Source organism: Rhizobium sp. CIAT894 (assembly GCF_000172795.2).
In the GTDB taxonomy this organism is placed as follows: Bacteria; Pseudomonadota; Alphaproteobacteria; order Rhizobiales; family Rhizobiaceae; genus Rhizobium.
The window spans coordinates 1,791,094-1,809,632 of the sequence record NZ_CP020947.1 but is presented as its reverse complement, the minus strand read 5'-3'; the positions used below and the strand labels follow the sequence as shown (position 1 = coordinate 1,809,632).

Below are 18,539 nucleotides of genomic sequence, written 5' to 3'. Positions count from 1 at the left end.
AGAATGGGCAAGCCGGCCGACTATGGATTTTTGAAAACAAGGCAGGTGCCGCCGTGCTTGCGGATCTGGCTGCAGAGATTATTGGCTTCCATACGCGTCTGCCGGCCGATGCGGGCAGCATATCGCGGGCGGAAGCCGAAGCTGCGATCGCGCTGACGCAGGATCAGCGGCTGCTCGGCATTGAGCGGCGCAGGCAGATCCTGCACGGCGTCGAGAAACAGGCGCCGGGTCACCGCGACATCCGCATTCGCCGCAAGCTGCACGCCCCAGGGAGCCCAGTTGCCCTCCGGGCGCCAGGGCGCGTCCTTCAACGTCCGCCGTTCGGCAAGCGCCACGCAGCCATCGAGAAAGGACTTATCCTTGTCGAGCGGGGCTGCAGCACTTTCCGGCGGATTATCCTTCCATTCCTCGACCGTATGGGCGGTGATCGCCAGGACATAACCCCGCGTCTCGTAAGGTAACCTGCCTGACTGGAGATAAGAGGCAAGACCGTTTTCGCCGGCATTGTAGGCGGCGGCGGCAAGACCGAGATTGCCGAAACGATTGCGCAATTCATCGAGATATTGCGCCGATTTCCTGAGCGCTTCCAATACCTGATAGCTGTCTTCGAGGCCGCGCAGTTTCGCCGTTCCGGGCATGAACTGCGCAATCCCCTGCGCTCCCTTGAAGCTGACGGCATCGGGGCGAAAGGTGCTCTCGCGCCAGATGAGACGGGCGAAATAATCCGGCGGCAGTCGATTGGCGCCGGCGAAATGCTCGATCGCGACGCAGAGATCGCGATTGAAACTGCCCTTGCGGATGCAGAGCGTCTCATCCGGTCCCGCCGCCGACGGCCCAGAATAAAGGCAGGCAGGCTCGGCGGCACTCCCTTCCGGTTGCGCCTTCGGCGTGCCTATCGCACAAAACAGAAAACAGAGCGAAAGCAGGGCCTTCGCCAGGCTTCCCCCCATGTCGGACTGACGCTTTCGCCCTATCATCGGATCTCGGCAGGTTCGACTTCCATCGCGACGCCGATCTTAGATACCATCAATCCAGGCGCGACGCTTCCCCATTTGGCGCGGACGGTCTGAGCTTTCCAATTTTCGTCTTTCATGCGAAAAAGCGCTCGCAGGCGACGACGATCTATTAGACGCCCCGGCCACCAGAGTGGAGACTAAACATGCGTGTGACCAAGATCGCTATAGGCGCAATACTGCTGGGCACCATTCATCCCGTTTCAGCTTTTGCAGCAAACGCCGAACACGCCACGGCAGCGGGTCTTCTAGCGAATCATGACGATGCGGTGATCAATACGTTTCGGGTGATGTGCACGCTTGAGCCCGAAAATTTTGAACGTATCAGCGCCACAGCGCAGGCGATGTCCATGCGGAAGTCAACGGATAAGACGGAAAAGCAAACTGCAGACATCACGCGTCATGTCGAAGTCTTTGAAGGAACTCTCACCACTGGTCGCTTCAGCTTGCTTCTCGAGAAGATCAGCGGTCCCGCTATCAACGCCACAAACTGCGGAGTGGCATCAAATACACAGGACAAACGCGCATTTTTTGATGACATGGTCAGAACTCTTCACCTGAGCCAGAGCGGCTCCACACGAACCAGCCTAAATGGCAATCCGCTGACAACGTGGGACGATGTTTACGGCCCTCACACATTTCTCGATTTCACAGATCTCAGGGGGAGCAATGGCGTTCTGGTCCAGTTGTTGGATGCGCCAGCGAAACCTGAATAGCCCTGATCACAAAAAAGCCGCCGGGCCAATGGCCACGGCGGCGGGCTTCACAGCAGCGATCAGGCCGACGGCTGCTTCGTCTTTCTCAGATACGGCAGCACCGTATCGAAGGAGCCGAAGCGCGTGATCGCGTCTTCGTTGGACACCGCGGCGGTGATGATGACGTCCTCGCCCTGATTCCAGTTCGCCGGCGTCGCCACCTGGTGCTTTGCCGTCAGTTGGATGGAATCGATGGCGCGCAGGATCTCGTTGAAATTCCGGCCGGTCGTCATCGGGTAGGTCAGGATCAGCTTGATCTTCTTGTCAGGGCCGATGATGAAAACCGAACGCACCGTCGCGTTGTCGGCGGGCGTGCGGCCTTCCGAGCTCTCGCCGGCGCCGGCCGGCAGCATGTCGTAGAGCTTGGCGACCTTGAGATCCTTGTCGCCGATCAGCGGATATTCGACGTCAAAGCCGGTGGCCGTCTTGATGTCGCCCTTCCACTTGGCATGGCTTTCCACAGGATCGACGGAGATACCGATGATCTTGGCGCCACGCTTGGAAAATTCGCCCGCCAAGCCGGCCATGGCGCCGAGCTCGGTGGTGCAGACGGGCGTGAAATTCTTCGGATGCGAGAACAGAACCGCCCAGCCATTGCCGATCCACTCATGGAAGCTGATCGGTCCCTGCGTGGTGTCGGCAGTAAAATCGGGGGCAATATCGTTGATACGCAAGCTCATGGTCGGCCCTCCAAAGCCTTGTGTTAAATGTCGTTCATCTCAAATCGAGGGTATGGAACCCGTCCGCCGGAAGCGGTCGCGAGATTACGATGATCAGGATCGCGCCCGCCCACAGTAACAGCTTCCCATCCCAGGATTTTAACTAGGTTATATATCACGATAACCGAAGGCATGCTCTTTCGATTTCCGGCCCGGCGCCGCATTATTTTTTCCCGCGGGCGCACAATGAAAGGGGTCAAAAGCAGGCGCAACCGCCGCCCGCGCTCAGGCAGCCTGGATGATTTGATCCTGTCGATGCCGCTGACAGCGGGCGAAATCGTCCTGGACGCTTTGAGCACCCTTCTGCCGTTCCTCGAAAACTTCCACCGTCTCATCGACTACTTCCAAAGATGACCGTATCGACGCCAGCCTTGGATAGGCTTAGAATGCGTGTGGCTATACTGCGCCAGAAAGCGGCAGTTTGATCATTTTTTGTGCATATCTATTTATGCACACTTTTCAGGCGGGCGCGCTTGCCAAAATTGCTGCAGTGCGTCATGAATATAGCAATGACGCATCTCGATCTGACGATTCTGGTCATCGACGAAAATGCCATTCGCGCCTCGATCATCGAAGAAGGGCTGCGCGAGGCAGGGCATGCGCGCGTCACCGTGGTGCATGAGGTCAACGGCATCGCGCGCACCATCGAAACGCTGATGCCCGATGTGATCATCATCGATATCGAAAACCCCAACCGCGACATGATGGAGCATCTGTTCCAGCTGACGCGCACGGTCAGCCGGCCGATCGCCATGTTCGTCGATCGCTCCGACACGGCCTCGATCGAGGCTGCGGTCGATGCTGGCGTCTCGGCCTATATCGTCGACGGATTGAAGAAGGAACGCGTCAAACCGATCCTCGACATGGCCGTCAGCCGCTTCAATGCCTTCAACCGGCTGCGGCGGGAACTTGCCGATGCCCGTTCGGCGCTCGAGGAACGCAAGCTCATCGAGCGCGCCAAGGGCATACTCATGAAGATGCGCGGACTGTCCGAGGAAGAGGCCTTCGCCCTGCTGCGCCAGACGGCGATGAACGAAAAAAAGAAGATGTCGGAAATCGCCCAGAGCGTTGTCACCGCCGCGGGACTTTTGATGTGATGGCGGGCCTCCTCAATTTCCGGAGGAAACCGGAGTGAATATGATGATGAAGACCGCCAGTTCCAGCGGCGGGCTGCCCTCGCCCGCGCATATCAACAATGAAGGGCCGAAAGTGCTGCGGGCCGGCTTCATTCCGCTCGTCGATGCATCGGTGCTGATTGCGGCAGCGGAATTCGGATTCGCGCAGAAGGAAGGCCTGACGCTCGATCTCGTCAAGGACGTCTCCTGGGCGAATGTGCGCGACCGCCTGGCATTCCGCCAGTTCGATATCGCCCACATGCTGTCGCCGATGCCCATCGCCTCCATGCTCGGCCTCGGCTCCAATCCCTCGCCGACGATCACACCGTTTTCGCTGGGGCGCGGCGGCAATGCGATCACGCTGGCGACGCGGCTCTTCGACAGGATGCGGGATGAAGCGGGATTGCCGGAAACGGCAAGCGCGCTGGATAGTGCGCACGCGCTCGCAAAAACGATCGCGGCGATGAAGGCGCGCGGCGAGCCGCTGCCGACCTTCGGGGTCACCTACCCCTTCTCCTCGCACAATTACGAATTCCGCTACTGGCTGGCGGCCGGCGGCATCGATCCCGACCAAGACGTCAGGCTCGTCGTCGTGCCGCCGCCAATGACGTCGGACGCACTGGCGGCCGGGGCGATCGACGGTTTTTGCGTCGGTGCGCCGTGGAACATGGTCGCTTCGGAGCGTGGCCTCGGCCGGATCGTCGCTGCGAAACAGGATATCTGGCCGTCGGCCCCGGAAAAGGTGATCGGCATGCGGCCGGATTGGGCGGAAAGCCATCCAGAGACCGTTTCCCGGCTGATCCTAGCGCTCGATGCGGCAGCCCGCTGGTGCGACCTGCCGGACAATCACGACGCACTTGCAGCAGTTCTTGCCGATCCCCGCTATATCGCCGCGCCCGTCGAGATCATTCGCCGCGTTCTCGCCGGCGAATTCAGCCTCGACGCCAGAGGAAACCGGCGCATCATCGCCGATTATTTCCAGTTTCATTCCGGCTTCGCCAACTACCCCCGGCCGAGCCATGCGCTTTGGATCTACAGCCAGATGGTCCGCTGGGGACAGGCCGAGGCCAGCCTCAACAAGGCGCGCGCCGCCGCATCCGCCTACCGCCCGGATCTCTATCGCACGGCGCTCGGCGACGAAAACGCGCCCGATGACGCCGATATCCGCATCGAAGGCAATGACGAGGGCGACCGCTTCATGGACGGCCACGTCTTCGATCCGGGGCAATTGCCGGACTACGTCGCGAGCTTTGCCGTCAAAAGCGCCCTGCCCTTCGCTTCCCACAGCGATGAGACCTGATCCCTGCCGGCCTGCACAAAACGCCAGCAAAATTCGACGCCCAACATCACCGCAACGCACAAAAGATTTGCACGATTTTTGGCAGCCGCAAAAACGAGCAGATGGCCTTATTTTTGAAATACCTTTTAAATTCAACAATTTAAAATAAAAACACCAAACTGGCATGCAGTTTGCAGGGATACTATCGCACAGATCAATGGCGATCAGCGCAGTATGAGGGCCCGCTAGGCGCTCGCAGAAGACCATAAATTCGGCGTCCAACGGCGGGCGCCCCAGCAAAGCCGCTGATCAGGATATTTCGCGCACCTCGTGCAGCGCAGCCTGACCAGCGGCTTTTTGTTTTTAACCCCCAGCGATGGATCGGCGCGACCTTGTCGGGCCACGGAGAAGCCATGTCTGTCATCGAGAAAACGCAGCCCATGTCCGCAGGCGAACCAGCCAAAGCATTGTGGATCTCCACGGTTGCCTTCACCCTCTGTTTCGCCGTCTGGACGATCTTTGCGATCATCGGCATCCGCATCAAGCAGGAGCTCAACCTCAACGAGGCCGAGTTCGGATTGCTGGTCGGCACACCGGTTCTGACCGGTTCGCTCGTGCGCATCGTCCTCGGCATCTGGACGGGGCGTTACGGCGGCCGTCTCGTTTACACGCTGACAATGCTTGCCGCCGCAGTGGCGACCTTCCTGCTCTCCTACGCCCACACCTATACGCAGATGCTGATCGCCGGCCTCGGCGTCGGGCTTGCCGGCGGCTCCTTCGCGGTCGGCGTCGCCTATGTCTCGCCCTTCTTCCCCGCGGAGAAGCAGGGAACGGCGCTCGGCATCTTCGGTGCCGGCAATGTCGGCGCGGCCGTCACCAAATTCGCCGCTCCCTTCGTGCTGCTCGCCTGGGGCTGGCAGGCGGTCGCGGAAATCTGGGCCGTCTGTCTGGCGCTGATGGCTATCGTCTTCTGGTTCACGACCACAGACGATCCGGCCTTCCGTCTTCGCCGCGAGCGCGGCGTCGCCTCCAAGAGCCTCGCCCAGGAATTCGCACCGCTGCAGAACGTCCAGGTCTGGCGCTTCTCGCTCTACTATTTCTTCGCCTTCGGCGGCTTCGTCGCCCTGTCGCTGTGGCTGCCGCGCTATCTAGTCGGCGTCTACGGCTTCAACCTCGAAACTGCCGGCATGGTCGCAGCCGCCTACTCCATCCCTGGCAGCATCTTCCGAGCCTTCGGCGGCGTGCTGTCGGACAAGAAAGGTGCACGCAGCGTGATGTATGCGATGCTGGCCGTGTCCGCCGTGGCCACGCTCATTCTGTCGCTGCCGGCTACGACCATTACGCCTGTAATCTTCATCGTCGTCATCTTCGTGCTCGGCTTCTTCATGAGCCTCGGCAAGGCCGCCGTCTTCAAGCACATTCCTGCCTACTATCCCGAAAGCGTCGGCGCCGTCGGCGGCATCGTCGGGATGATGGGCGGTCTCGGCGGCTTCATCCTGCCGATCGCCTTCGGCCTTCTCAAGGACATGACCGGCCTTTGGTCCAGCTGCTTCCTGCTGCTCTTCGCAATCGTCGCGATCTCGCTCGTCTGGATGCACCTGTCCGTGAAGCAATTGTCGCGCCAAGGGCACTCGGCGCCCGTGGCTGCAACCTGATCTAAGGATTTGGAAATATGACAGAAAAACTCGTCATCATCGGCAATGGCATGGCGCCCGGGCGCATGCTGGAGCACCTTCTCGAACGGGCGCCCGGACGCTATGAAGTTACGATCTTCAATGCCGAGCCGCGCGTCAATTACGACCGCATCATGCTGTCGCCGGTTCTCTCCGGCGAAAAGGACTACGAGCAGATCATCATTCACGGTGATGGCTGGTACATCAAACACGGCATCATGCTCTACAAGGGCCACAAGATCGTCAATATCGATCGTGTCGCCAAGACCGTCACCTCCGATCACGGCGTCACCGAAAGCTACGACAAGCTGGTGATCGCAACCGGTTCGGTGCCCTTCATCATCCCTGTTCCCGGCAAGGATTTGCCCGGCGTCATCACCTATCGCGATCTCGACGACGTGCAGGCCATGCTGCTTGCCGCCCAGTCGCGCGAAAAGGCCGTCGTCATCGGCGGCGGTCTTTTGGGCCTCGAAGCGGCTGCCGGCCTTGCCCAGCGCGGCATGGACGTCACGGTCCTGCACGTCATGCCGACGCTGATGGAGCGCCAGCTCGATCCTGCCGCCGGTTACCTCTTGCAGAAGGCGGTCGAGGAACGCGGTATCAAGGTCATCTGCAAGGCCAATACCAAGGCGATTATCGGCAACGGCAAGGTCGAGGGCATCGAGCTCGACGACGGCCGCATCATCCCGGCAACCCTCGTCGTGATGGCCGTCGGCATTCGTCCGAGCGTCGGCCTGGCGAAGGACGCCGGCCTGGCGGTCAATCGCGGCATCGTCGTCGATGCCGGCATGCAGACCTCGGACGGCGATATCTTCGCGCTCGGCGAATGCGCCGAGGTGGGCGGCATGGTCTACGGCCTCGTCGCTCCGCTCTACGAGATGGCCCGGATCGCCGCAGCGCATCTGTCGGATGACCGCTCGCCGGCTTTCGTTCACGCCGATACGCCGACCAAGCTGAAGGTCACCGGCATCGAACTCTATTCGCTCGGCGATTTCGCCGACGGCGACGATCGCGAGGAGATCGTGCTGCGCGATGCCAGCGCAGGCGTCTACAAGCGCCTGGTGCTGAAGGACAACAAGATCATCGGCACCGTGCTGTACGGCGAGACCGCCGACGGCGCCTGGTTCAATGATCTGAAAAAGAAAGCGACCGATATTTCGGAGATGCGCGAGACGCTGATCTTCGGTCAGGCCTATCAGGGAGGGTCGCCGCTGGACCCTATGGCGGCCGTTGCAGCCTTGCCGGATGACGCGGAAATCTGTGGCTGCAACGGCGTATGCAAGGGCAAGATCACCTCGACGATCACGAGCAAAGGGCTGACGTCGCTTGACGACGTGCGCGCCCACACCAAGGCATCGGCCTCGTGCGGCTCCTGCACCGGCCTTGTCGAGCAGCTGATGGCACTGACGCTCGGAGACAGCTACAATCCGGCCGCCGTGCAGCCTATGTGCACCTGCACCGAACTCGGCCATGACGATGTTCGTCGCCTGATCAAGGCCAAGGGCCTGAAGAGCATCCCTGCCGTCATGCAGGAACTCGAATGGAAAACCTCCTGCGGCTGCGCCAAGTGTCGGCCGGCGCTCAACTACTACCTGGTCTGCGACTGGCCGGACGAATATGCCGACGACTATCAGTCGCGCTTCATCAATGAGCGCGTCCATGCCAATATCCAGAAGGACGGCACCTATTCGGTCGTGCCGCGCATGTGGGGCGGCGTCACCAATTCGAACGAGCTGCGCGCCATCGCCGATGTCGTCGACAAGTTCGAGATTCCAATGGTGAAGGTAACGGGCGGCCAGCGCATCGACCTGCTCGGCATCGAGAAGGAAGATCTGCCCGCCGTCTGGGCCGATCTCGGCAAGGCCGGATTCGTCTCCGGCCAGGCCTATGCCAAGGGCCTGCGCACGGTGAAGACCTGCGTCGGCTCGGACTGGTGCCGCTTCGGCACGCAGGATTCCACCGGTCTCGGCATCCGCATCGAGAAATTCATGTGGGGCTCCTGGACACCGGCCAAGCTGAAACTGGCGGTGTCCGGCTGCCCGCGCAACTGCGCGGAAGCGACCTGCAAGGATATCGGCGTGATCTGCGTGGATTCCGGTTTCGAGATCCATTTTGCCGGTGCGGCCGGTCTCGACATCAAGGGCACCGAAGTGCTCGGCCTCGTGAAGACCGAGGACGAGGCGCTGGAGCATATCGTGGCGCTGACGCAAATGTACCGCGAGCAGGCCCGCTATCTCGAGCGCATCTACAAATGGGCCAAGCGCGTCGGCCTGGAGGAAATCCGCCGCCAGATCATGGGTGATGCCGAGAAGCGCACGGCCTATTACGAGCGTTTCGTCTTCAGCCAGAAATTTGCCCAGGTCGATCCCTGGTCGGAGCGTGTTTCCGGCAAGGACAAGCATGAGTTCAAGCCGATGGCGACGATCGGCTATCCGCAGGCAGCTGAATAAGGAGATGGACATGACCTGGCCCCAAGAAAACTGGCATCCGATCGGCGACATCTCCGACATTCCCTTGCGTGGTGCACGCTGCGTGAAGACGCCGCAGGGCAAGATCGCCGTCTTCCGCACCGCCGAAAACGAGGTCTTTGCCATTGAGGACCACTGCCCGCACAAGGGCGGCCCGCTCTCCCAGGGCATCGTGCACGCCAAGGCCGTTACCTGCCCGCTGCACAACTGGGTGATCTCGCTGGAAACCGGCAAGGCGCTCGGCGCCGATCAGGGCGAGGTGCGGACCATTCCGGTCCGCAATGAGGACGGCGCCCTGTTCATCGCCCTCGAAAGCCTCCTCATGGCGGCTGAATAATGGCGGCTGAGGTCAAGACCACCTGCCCCTATTGCGGCGTCGGCTGCGGCGTTATCGCGACAGTCGACGAGGCAGGCGCCGTCAGCGTCAAGGGAGATCCTGAGCATCCGTCGAATTTCGGCCGGCTCTGCTCGAAGGGTTCGGCGCTTGCCGAAACCATCGATCTCGACGGCCGGCTTCTTTATCCCGAAATCGCAGGCGCACGCAGCGGCTGGGACGAGGCGCTCGATCTGGTCGCCCGGCGTTTTTCCGAAACGATCGCCGAACACGGGCCTGATTCCGTGGCCTTCTACGTCTCCGGCCAGTTGCTGACCGAAGATTACTACCTCGCCAACAAGCTGATGAAGGGCTTCATCGGTTCGGCCAATATCGACACCAACTCCAGGCTCTGCATGTCCTCATCCGTGGCCGGCCATCGCCGCGCCTTCGGCGCCGATACCGTGCCGGGGACCTATGAGGATATCGAACTTGCGGATCTGGTGGTGCTCACCGGCTCCAACCTCGCCTGGTGTCATCCCGTCATCTACCAGCGCCTTGCCGCCGCCAAGGCGGCGCGGCCGAACATGCGGATCGTTGTGATCGATCCGCGCCGGACGATGACATGCGATATCGCCGACCTGCATCTGGCCATCCGCCCGGACGGCGACGTGGCGCTGTTCATGGGACTGCTCGCCCATCTGGCCACAAGCCCCGCGATCGACCAGAATTATATTGCCTCGCACACCGAAGGTTTCGCGGGTGCCTTTGCGGCCGCCGCAGCACTTGATATCAACGATCTCCTGGAGCGGACCGGCCTGCCGGCCATGCAGGTCCGGGAATTCTTCCGGCTGTTCGAGACGACTGAGAAAGTCGTGACCTGCTACAGCCAGGGCGTCAACCAGTCCTCCTCCGGCACCGACAAGGTCAATGCCATCCTCAACTGTCATCTGGCGACCGGCCGCATCGGCCGCCCGGGCATGGGACCGTTCTCGCTGACGGGCCAGCCGAACGCCATGGGCGGGCGCGAGGTCGGCGGTCTCGCCAACATGCTTGCCGCCCATATGGCGATCGAGAACCCGCAAGACCGGGATCGCGTGCAGCGCTTCTGGGAATCGCCCGTCATCGCCGCAAAACCCGGCCTGAAGGCGGTCGACATGTTCCGCGCCGTGGCCGACGGCCGCATCAAGGCGCTCTGGATCATGGCCACCAATCCCGTCGTTTCGATGCCGGATGCAGACAGCGTCGAAAGCGCGATCGCCGCCTGTCCTTTCGTCGTCGTCTCCGACATCCTCAGAGAGACGGATACGGCCCGGCACGCCAAGGTGCTTCTGCCCTCGCTCGGCTGGGGCGAAAAGGACGGCACCGTCACCAATTCCGAACGGCGGATTTCCAGACAGCGGCCGTTTCTCGGGCTCCCGGGCGACGCAAGGGCCGACTGGTGGCAGCTTGCGGAGGTGGGACGACGGATGGGCTTTGCCGCCGCTTTTGATTTCGACACGCCGGCGGAAATCTTCGCCGAACACGCCGCCCTCTCCGCCTTCGAAAATGACGGCAGCCGCGATTTCGACATCGGCGCCCGCGCCGGTATCTCAGGTGACGCCTATGACGTGCTCTCGCCCTTTCAGTGGCCGCAGGCGGCAGGGACCGAACCCGGCGTCACCCGTTTCTTCGCCGATGGCGGTTTCTACCATGCCGATGGCAAGGCGCGCTTCGTCGCGGTGGAACCGCCCGAAACGAGCCGCACCAATGCCGATTTCCCCTTCACGCTGAATACCGGGCGCATCCGCGACCAGTGGCACACAATGACGCGAACCGGAAAGAGCGCGCGGCTTTCCGCCCATATCGCCGAACCCTTTGCGGAGATCCATCCGCGCGACGCGATCGAAACCGGCATATCGAGCGCGGGTCTCGTCGAGATCGACAGTCCCTACGGCAAGGCGATCGTCCGGGCGCTGGTGACCGATCGCCAGGCGCGCGGCGGCATCTTCGCGCCAATGCACTGGAACGACCAGTTCGCGGCAAAAGCGCGGATCGATGCGGTGGTCGCGCCGATAACCGACCCCTTTTCCGGTCAGCCCGCCTCGAAGAACGTCGCCATCGCCATTCGCCCCTTCCGCGCCACGCATTACGGCTTCGCCGTCTCGGCCGCAAAACCTGCTACGCCCGACGCCGGCTATTGGGCGCTGGCGAAGGCCGATGGCGGCTGGCGGCTGGAGCTTGCCTTCGCTGAGGCCGTCGAAGACTGGACGGCTTGGTGCCGTGCGGTTTTCGCCATTCCGGACGAAGTCGAGCCGCTGGGTTATGCCGACCGGCAATCCGGCGACCTGAGGCTCGCCTTCTTCGACGGCGAGACCCTGCTGGCCGCACTGTTCCTCGCCCGCGAACCGGTTGCCGTCGCGCGCAACTGGGCCATCTCGCAGCTTACCACCTCGCACGGCGACCTCAGGAAACGCTTTGCGCTCGTTGCCGGCCGTCCCGGCGCCGGCAGGCCGGATCCGGGCGCCACCGTCTGCTCCTGCTTCAGTGTCGGAGTCAATCAGATCGCTGCCGCCGTGCGCGGCGGATGCCACAGCGTCGAAGCAGTCGGCAAGGAAACGAGTGCCGGAACCAATTGCGGCTCCTGCCGCAGCGAAATCGGCAGGATCATCGATCGCTGCCTGGCAGCCGCCGCCGAGTGAATTCGCAAAGCAAGCAACCGCCGACGGCCGATGTCAGGCCGCGGCGGGGACGATCAGCATTCTGCGGTCGGCAGAGATGCGGACCGAAATCTCATCATAGGATGAGAGGGTCGGATGCGAGGTTTCCATCTTCTGGTGATGGGTTGCCGTGACGACCATGACATCGGCGCCGGCCGCCTCGCCGGCGGTAATTCCGGCGGCGACATCCTCGAACACCAGGCAATCCCGCGTGCTGACGCCGAGACGTTCGGCGCCCAGAATATAACATTGCGGATCGGGTTTTCCGACCTTCACATCCTCCGCCGTCACTATGAATTTCGGCAGCGGCAGGCCTGCCGCCTCCAGCCGCCGATGGGCAAGACGCAGCGGCGAAGAGGTGACGATCGCCCAGCGATCCGGCGGCAGCGTACTCAGGAACGCCGCGGCACCCGGAATGGCTACGACATCGCCGACGTCGGCGATTTCGGCCTCGGTCACCAGCCTGGCCTCATGTTCGGGATCGACGCCGGGCAGATTCAGGCGGGCGATCGTGTCGACACCGCGCGATCCATGCATCTTCGGCAAAAAGGCGGCGACATCGAGCCCCTGACGCTTTGCCCAGTCGCCCCAGACACGCTCGGCGGCACGGATCGAATTGAGGATGGTGCCGTCCATATCGAACAGGAAGGCGGCATAAGGCTTCTCGAAGCCGCGGGGCATCGGCAGGGACAAAGGCGGATCCTTTTAAGGAAGAGCATCGGATGGTTGTCGTATCGCCCGATGAAACGGCAAATCAGCGCCCTTTGCAAGCTTTCGCAGGGACAGGCCCGCTATGCGCAACGGCAAGCCTTGGCTGATCCGTCGCCAGCCCGGCATCAAGGCATCGACGATCCTGCCCGTGCAGTTGTCGAGTGCCAGCCGTTCGCGCTGAAGCGCAGAGATCGCCGTCTAAAAGGCTGTGCTGCTGGTGGCGATCAAATCGCAGGAGAGGCGCAAACCGATCGGGTCATGGCAGGATTTTTCGTCGCTGGCGGCGATTTTCAGCCCGGCGGGCGCGTCGGCGCGCAGATAGGGCTGTGTCGTCGGATCGATACGCGTCGGAACCGCAGTCCACAACGAGGGGCGGCTGACGTCGATCCCTGATATGCCGGCCTTCTCGCCGCCCATGGCAGAGGACGCGATTGCCATGCCGCCGGCCGTCAGGGCGAGTGCAAGAGCAATCTGGAGAACGAGATCTGCAGCCTCGCGCGGGGAAACGAACATAGCGGCCTCATGCTGCTGATTTTTAGCGTTTCACCACGCCACTAAGGCAGGCGGCAGTCGTGATCCAGCGGCTTCGGCGGTTAAGGTTTATGCGTAACCATGGCGACAACGCCGCAGCGTACCGGCAGTTTTTCTACAACTCTCGGAACAATGATTCTTGCAGGCGGTTACACCAGGGTCATCCAAGGTGAAAATCAAAGGAGGATATCCTCATGACCAAATCCCTTATCGCCGCTTCGCTGCTGGCGATCGGCATGGCATCGTCGGCCTTTGCCCAGTCGAACCCCGATCCGATCGGGCCGACCAACGGCGGCTCGACCGATCCGAGTTCGGGTAACTATTCATCCGATTACACCAACAGCGACAATGGCATGTATCCGGTGCGCGTCGCTCCGGTCGATCCGATGACGACCCAGAGCATCGGTCAGCCGCAAACGATGGAATGCCCTGGCATGCCGCAGCAGAGATCGGGCGTCGACACACGCGGCGGCGAAAGCGGCGCCTCGATCAGCGAAGCCTGCCGCGAATACGACAACTGACAGGCACCTTCGCTTCAAAGCATGTCGCGCAAAGTGCGCCACGCTTGGAAAAGCCGGTTCACGCCGGCCTTTTTCATGTCGTCGCCACCACGATAAAAGCTTTCCCTCCGGATGAAACTTTTGATCCGGGCGTTCCGTACATCCGTAGCAGGTTGAAAAGAACAGGAGCAGGGAACGGTTTCATTGGTACAAGACGCGGTAAAACCTATCATTTTATGGTTTCGCAAGGATTTGCGCCTTGACGACAATCACGCCCTCAATGCCGCCCATCTCTCCGGGCGACCGATCATCCCCGTTTATATCAACGAACCGGCGGCAGCCGGCACGGGTCCGCTCGGCGCTGCGCAGGCCTGGTGGCTGCATCATTCGCTGGAAGCGCTTGATAGATCATTGCACGAGCGGCAGGGCCGGCTGGTGCTTGCCAGCGGCGATGCGCTCGAGGTGCTCGGCGCCGTCATCAAAAAGAGCGGGGCTGAAGCCGTTTTCTGGAACCGGCGCTACGACCCGTCGAGCATCTCGGTCGACACCCACATCAAGCAGGAATTGGAAAAACAGGCGATCGAGGCGAGAAGCTTTGGCGGCCAGCTGCTGCACGAACCGTCCAGGCTGATGACCGGCAGTGGCACGCCCTATCGGGTCTATACGCCGTTCTGGCGCGCGCTGGAGGGTGCGGGCGAAGCCGAGCCGCCGCTGGATGCGCCGGCGAAGCTCCGGCTGGCAGCGCAGCTTCCGGTATCGGAACCGTTGAAGAGCTGGAAATTGCTGCCGACGAAGCCGGACTGGGCGAAGGGCTTTGCCGATCTCTGGACGCCGGGCGAGCAAGGCGCAAGAGAGAGGCTCAGCGTCTTCGTCGAGGACGAACTCAAGGGCTACAAGGAAAACCGCGACTATCCGGCGAAACTGGCGACCTCGATGCTGTCGCCGCATCTGGCGCTTGGCGAGATCTCCCCTGCCCGCATCTGGGATGCGACGCGCGGACTGTCGAACCGGGTGCCGGCGGCCGACGTCCTGCATTTCCGCAAGGAGATCGCCTGGCGCGAATTCTCCTACCACCTGCTTTTCCATTTTCCGCGTCTTGCCTCGGAGAACTGGAACGATCGTTTCGACGGCTTTAAATGGCGCAACGACGACGGGGATTTCGACGCGTGGCGGTGCGGCATGACCGGCTACCCGATCGTCGATGCCGGCATGCGCCAGCTCTGGCGCCACGGCTGGATGCACAATCGGGTGCGCATGATCGTCGCCTCCTTCCTCATCAAGGATCTGATGATCGACTGGCGCCGCGGCGAGGCCTGGTTCCGCGACACGCTGGTCGATGCCGATCCCGCCAACAATGCGGCAAGCTGGCAATGGGTGGCGGGCTCGGGAGCCGACGCGTCACCCTTCTTCCGCATCTTCAATCCGATGCTGCAGGGCGAGACTTTCGATCCCGACGGCGACTATGTCAGAACTCATGTGCCGGAGCTGCAACGGCTCGGGGCAAAATACATCCACCGGCCGTTCGAGGCGCCGAAGAACATGCTCGACGAGGCCGGCATCACGCTTGGCCAAACCTATCCGAAACCGATCGTCAACCATGCGAACGCGCGCAACCGGGCGCTCTCCGCCTACAAGGCAATGAGGGATAGCGTATGAATGCAATTCGGCCCTCATCGCGCCGGCTGAAGCCCCCTTATCGGCTCCGGCGGTCCGGTCTTTTCAGGCGCGTAAAGACGCCGAAACACATAGAACTGCTTCATAGTCTTATCTTAAATCGGTTCCGATTTGAGCAATTATGCAGTAGCCTTCGATGTCATGGCTGGGGGGCCGTGTGTATTATCGGGTGCTTCGTCGTCCCTAAACCGGCAAGAATGTTGGAGGAGGAGAGATGAGCAAGGCGCAGGACTGGAATCTGCTGGCTCGCGATGCGGTGACGCTGACGGCCGAAAACATGTCCCGCATGGTGAAGGGCCTGCCCTTCAAGGCAAAGCTGGCGCTGCGCGGGCTTCTGCACATGCAGCACGGTTCGCTCGCCGTTACTCTCCCGGACGGCCGTAGGCTGTTGGTCGAGGGCCAGAAGGCCGGGCCAAAAGCGGCGCTCAGCCTCCACAACTGGAACCTCGCCTATCGGGCGCTGACGAGCGGCACGATCGGGGTCGCCGAGACCTATATGGACGGCGACTGGGACAGTCCCGACACCACCGCCTTCCTCGAACTCTTCCTCGTCAACGGCGAGGCCGTCTACAGCTATTCCAATGGCAAGGGCGGCATTGGCCGCCTCGTCGAGCGCGTGCGCCATTGGATGAACACCAATACCAGGACGGGCTCGAAGCGCAATATTTCCGCCCATTACGACCTCGGTAATGATTTCTACAGGCAATGGCTCGATCCGAGCATGACCTATTCCTCAGCCCTCTACTCCACAGGGGCCAACGACCTGCAATCGGCCCAGAACGCCAAATATCGCGCGCTCGCCGAAGCGACCGGCATCGGGCCCGGGGATCACGTGCTGGAAATCGGCTGCGGCTGGGGCGGTTTTGCCGAATTCGCCGCCGGCGAATTGAACTGCAAGGTCACGGGCCTGACAATCAGCCGCGAACAGCTCGCCTTTGCGCAAGAGCGCATCCACAAGGCCGGTCTCGACGATCGCGTCGAATTCCGTTTCCAGGATTACCGTGACGAGACCGGGCTCTACGACCGGATCGTCTCGATCGAAATGTTCGAAGCGGTCGGCGAGAAATACTGGCCGTCCTATTTCTCCAAGCTCCGGCAATGTCTGAAACCCGGCGGCAAGGCCGGCCTGCAGATCATCACGATCAAACCCGAGTCCTTCGACCAGTATCGCAGCAATCCTGACTTCATCCAGAAATATGTCTTTCCCGGCGGCATGCTGCCGACGCGCAATCATCTGGCCGAACTCGCCGGCAAGGTCGATCTGTCACTGGTCAGAGACTTCAGCTTTGGGCTCGACTATGCCCGGACGCTCGCCGAATGGCGCGAGCGCTTCTGGTCGGTCTGGGAACGCATCCGCCCGATGGGCTTCGACGAGCGTTTCAAACGGCTCTGGGAATTCTATCTGTTCTATTGCGAAGCCGGCTTCCGCGCCCGCAATATCGATGTGCGCCAGGTCGTGTTCTCACGCAGCTGATCATTCCGCCGGATGCGGTGTCGCCGGATGGTGACCAACCGATGGCGACCGCTCGCGCCAACCGGTGACGCGGCTCATCAGCGGGAAATACGCGCCATAGGGAAGCAGGCGCGCGAGTTTCAGCATGGTAGTGAAGCGCCGGGGGAAGCTGATCTCGAAGGCCTGCGATTTCAGCCCGGCGGCAATCTGCCGGGCTGCCTCCTCGACCGATACCACGGATGTCATCGGAAAGGCGTTCTTCCCAGCCGCCGGCGTATCGACGAAACCCGGGCTGACGAGCTGGATGCGGATGCCGATCTTGTCGAGATCGAACTTCAGGCTTTCGGTCATATTGATCAGCGCCGCCTTGGTGGCGCCATAGGCTGCACCCGTCGGCAGGCCGCCATAGCCGGTGATGCAGGAGACGATGGCGATCTGCCCCTGCCCTTTCGCCTTCATATGGCCGATTGCCGGCAGCAGGCAGTTGACGACGCCGGAAAGATTGACGGCAAAGCTTTTGTCGAAATCGGCCCGGTTCAGGTCTTCGGCGTGAACAGGCAGATAGACGCCGGCATTGAGGATCGCCATGGCGAGCGTGCCGTGTTCGTATTCGATGGAGGCCATGACATGTTCCATGTCCTCGGCATCGGTGACGTCGCCGTCGAGAACGACGATGCTGCCGGAAAGGCCACGGGCCTCGGCCTGCAGTTCGACCAGCTTTTCGTGACTTCTGGCGGTGACCGCGACCTTGTATCCTTCGGCCGCGAGCTTCAGCGCAAGCGCCCGGCCGATGCCCGAGCTTGCCCCGGTGATCCAGACAACTCCATGTTCGGGACGGGCGATGAAATCATGCATGACATGTTCCTCCTGCTCTGCCTTGCCAACACGAAAACAGGTCCGGAAGTTTCTCTGCTTCTCCCGGTTTTATGGTTCTATCACACCATTGTGGCTGCTTTCAGCCGATCAGATCGCCGATCATCTGACGAAAGGATCCTGTCAGCCTGACCGGCCCGTCCGAAACGGCAAAGGCGATGCAAGGCCTGTCCTTTTCGGCGACCGGCCGGTGGTCGATCGTCTCGTCGGCGATGGAGATGTCGCCGGGGCCGAAACGGCCGCGTTCATCGTTGAAGGCGCCGTCGAGGATGAGGATCAGTTCCATGCCCTTGTGGGTATGCGCCGGCAAGGCGCGGCCCGGGCGGATCCACATCAGGTTGACCTCGCAGCCGTCCATGTCGAGGCAATATTCCTTGAAGCCCGGCAACCGCGTGCGCCAGGGCACATCCTCGGCTTCGAAGCCGACAAGATCGCGCAACGCCTGGGGAAACAGCGCGTTTTCCCGCCGCCTGGGCACCGGCGCTGCGACCGGAGCGGCGGAGGAGAAGATTGCCGCAAGCCGCCGGTCGCGGTCGGCAATGGCGGCTGCGGGCGCGCTTTCGATCGCCTCTCCGGCGAGCAATTCGAGGCTGTTCACCAGGCTTCGATTGTCCGGTTTCATTTCGAGATGGGACCGCACCAGCACACGCGCCGGCTCGGGCAAGGAGCCGGCGACGTAATGCGCCATCAATGCATCGATCGTGTCGATCTGCTCGTGAACCATGTCGATTTCGGTCACGCCCCGTTGCCGCGCTCCGTTTTC

At 61.7% G+C, this 18,539-nt stretch carries 17 protein-coding genes; 11 read left to right on the top strand and 6 right to left on the bottom strand.

Translation table 11 applies throughout. The annotated features are described in order from the left end of the window. Positions 1 to 20 precede the first annotated feature (20 nt). The gene (locus RHEC894_RS08960; RefSeq protein ID WP_085736998.1) at positions 21 to 977 is read right to left on the bottom strand and encodes a lytic transglycosylase domain-containing protein; all 957 of its coding nucleotides are present in this window, start codon (positions 975 to 977) and stop codon (positions 21 to 23) included. A gap of 182 nt (positions 978 to 1,159) precedes the next feature. On the opposite strand from RHEC894_RS08960, the gene RHEC894_RS08955 reads away from it, so the two are divergent. Continuing rightward, positions 1,160 to 1,729 (top strand): hypothetical protein, encoded by a 570-nt coding sequence (locus RHEC894_RS08955; protein ID WP_085736997.1) that lies wholly within the window; start codon positions 1,160 to 1,162, stop codon positions 1,727 to 1,729. A 59-nt stretch (positions 1,730 to 1,788) separates the two neighbouring features. On the opposite strand, the gene RHEC894_RS08950 is transcribed toward RHEC894_RS08955, so the two are convergent. Then, positions 1,789 to 2,448, bottom strand: a complete 660-nt coding sequence (locus RHEC894_RS08950) for a peroxiredoxin (RefSeq protein WP_012483577.1) — start codon at positions 2,446 to 2,448, stop codon at positions 1,789 to 1,791. Positions 2,449 to 2,619: 171 nt separating this feature from the next. On the opposite strand from RHEC894_RS08950, the gene RHEC894_RS32940 reads away from it, so the two are divergent. From RHEC894_RS32940 to RHEC894_RS08915, 7 genes are all read left to right on the top strand, one after another. Further along, a complete protein-coding gene (locus RHEC894_RS32940) occupies positions 2,620 to 2,841 on the top strand; it encodes a hypothetical protein (RefSeq protein WP_010068783.1) in 222 nt (73 codons plus the stop codon). Between the two features lie 155 nt (positions 2,842 to 2,996). Continuing rightward, entirely contained in the window at positions 2,997 to 3,584 is a 588-nt protein-coding gene (locus tag RHEC894_RS08940; RefSeq protein ID WP_037092785.1) for an ANTAR domain-containing response regulator, read from the top strand. 34 nt (positions 3,585 to 3,618) lie between these two features. Further along, entirely contained in the window at positions 3,619 to 4,902 is a 1,284-nt protein-coding gene (locus RHEC894_RS08935; RefSeq protein WP_206427905.1) for a CmpA/NrtA family ABC transporter substrate-binding protein, read from the top strand. A 392-nt stretch (positions 4,903 to 5,294) separates the two neighbouring features. Next, positions 5,295 to 6,536 (top strand): nitrate/nitrite transporter, encoded by a 1,242-nt coding sequence (locus RHEC894_RS08930; RefSeq protein ID WP_085736994.1) that lies wholly within the window; start codon positions 5,295 to 5,297, stop codon positions 6,534 to 6,536. Positions 6,537 to 6,553: 17 nt separating this feature from the next. Next, positions 6,554 to 9,004, top strand: a complete 2,451-nt coding sequence (gene nirB, locus RHEC894_RS08925; RefSeq protein WP_085736993.1) for a nitrite reductase large subunit NirB — start codon at positions 6,554 to 6,556, stop codon at positions 9,002 to 9,004. Positions 9,005 to 9,008: 4 nt separating this feature from the next. After that, positions 9,009 to 9,359, top strand: coding sequence for a nitrite reductase small subunit NirD (nirD, locus tag RHEC894_RS08920; protein ID WP_085736992.1), 351 nt, complete (start codon positions 9,009 to 9,011; stop codon positions 9,357 to 9,359). Further along, positions 9,359 to 12,016, top strand: a complete 2,658-nt coding sequence (locus RHEC894_RS08915) for a nitrate reductase (RefSeq protein WP_085736991.1) — start codon at positions 9,359 to 9,361, stop codon at positions 12,014 to 12,016. Before nirD ends, RHEC894_RS08915 begins: the two co-directional genes overlap by 1 nt. A gap of 33 nt (positions 12,017 to 12,049) precedes the next feature. On the opposite strand, the gene RHEC894_RS08910 is transcribed toward RHEC894_RS08915, so the two are convergent. Then, complete coding sequence (locus RHEC894_RS08910; protein ID WP_010068681.1) at positions 12,050 to 12,727, bottom strand: HAD family hydrolase; 678 nt, start codon at positions 12,725 to 12,727, stop codon at positions 12,050 to 12,052. 216 nt (positions 12,728 to 12,943) lie between these two features. Further along, positions 12,944 to 13,258: a hypothetical protein gene (locus tag RHEC894_RS08905; RefSeq protein WP_085736990.1), complete on the bottom strand. Its 315-nt coding sequence runs from the start codon at positions 13,256 to 13,258 to the stop codon at positions 12,944 to 12,946. Between the two features lie 212 nt (positions 13,259 to 13,470). Between RHEC894_RS08905 and RHEC894_RS08900 the strand changes: the two genes are divergently transcribed. The 3 genes from RHEC894_RS08900 (at position 13,471) to RHEC894_RS08890 (ending at position 16,924) form a co-directional block, all read left to right on the top strand. Continuing rightward, positions 13,471 to 13,797, top strand: coding sequence for a hypothetical protein (locus tag RHEC894_RS08900; RefSeq protein ID WP_085736989.1), 327 nt, complete (start codon positions 13,471 to 13,473; stop codon positions 13,795 to 13,797). Between the two features lie 183 nt (positions 13,798 to 13,980). After that, on the top strand, positions 13,981 to 15,432 hold the full coding sequence (locus RHEC894_RS08895) for a deoxyribodipyrimidine photo-lyase (protein WP_085736988.1): 1,452 nt from the start codon (positions 13,981 to 13,983) through the stop codon (positions 15,430 to 15,432). 232 nt (positions 15,433 to 15,664) lie between these two features. Beyond that, complete coding sequence (locus RHEC894_RS08890) at positions 15,665 to 16,924, top strand: cyclopropane-fatty-acyl-phospholipid synthase family protein (protein ID WP_085736987.1); 1,260 nt, start codon at positions 15,665 to 15,667, stop codon at positions 16,922 to 16,924. Here the strand turns inward: RHEC894_RS08890 and RHEC894_RS08885 are convergent, their stop codons facing one another. Continuing rightward, positions 16,925 to 17,758: an SDR family NAD(P)-dependent oxidoreductase gene (locus RHEC894_RS08885; RefSeq protein WP_085736986.1), complete on the bottom strand. Its 834-nt coding sequence runs from the start codon at positions 17,756 to 17,758 to the stop codon at positions 16,925 to 16,927. A gap of 100 nt (positions 17,759 to 17,858) precedes the next feature. Further along, the gene (locus RHEC894_RS08880; RefSeq protein ID WP_206427904.1) at positions 17,859 to 18,515 is read right to left on the bottom strand and encodes a ChrR family anti-sigma-E factor; all 657 of its coding nucleotides are present in this window, start codon (positions 18,513 to 18,515) and stop codon (positions 17,859 to 17,861) included. Between the last annotated feature and the right edge of the window lie 24 nt (positions 18,516 to 18,539).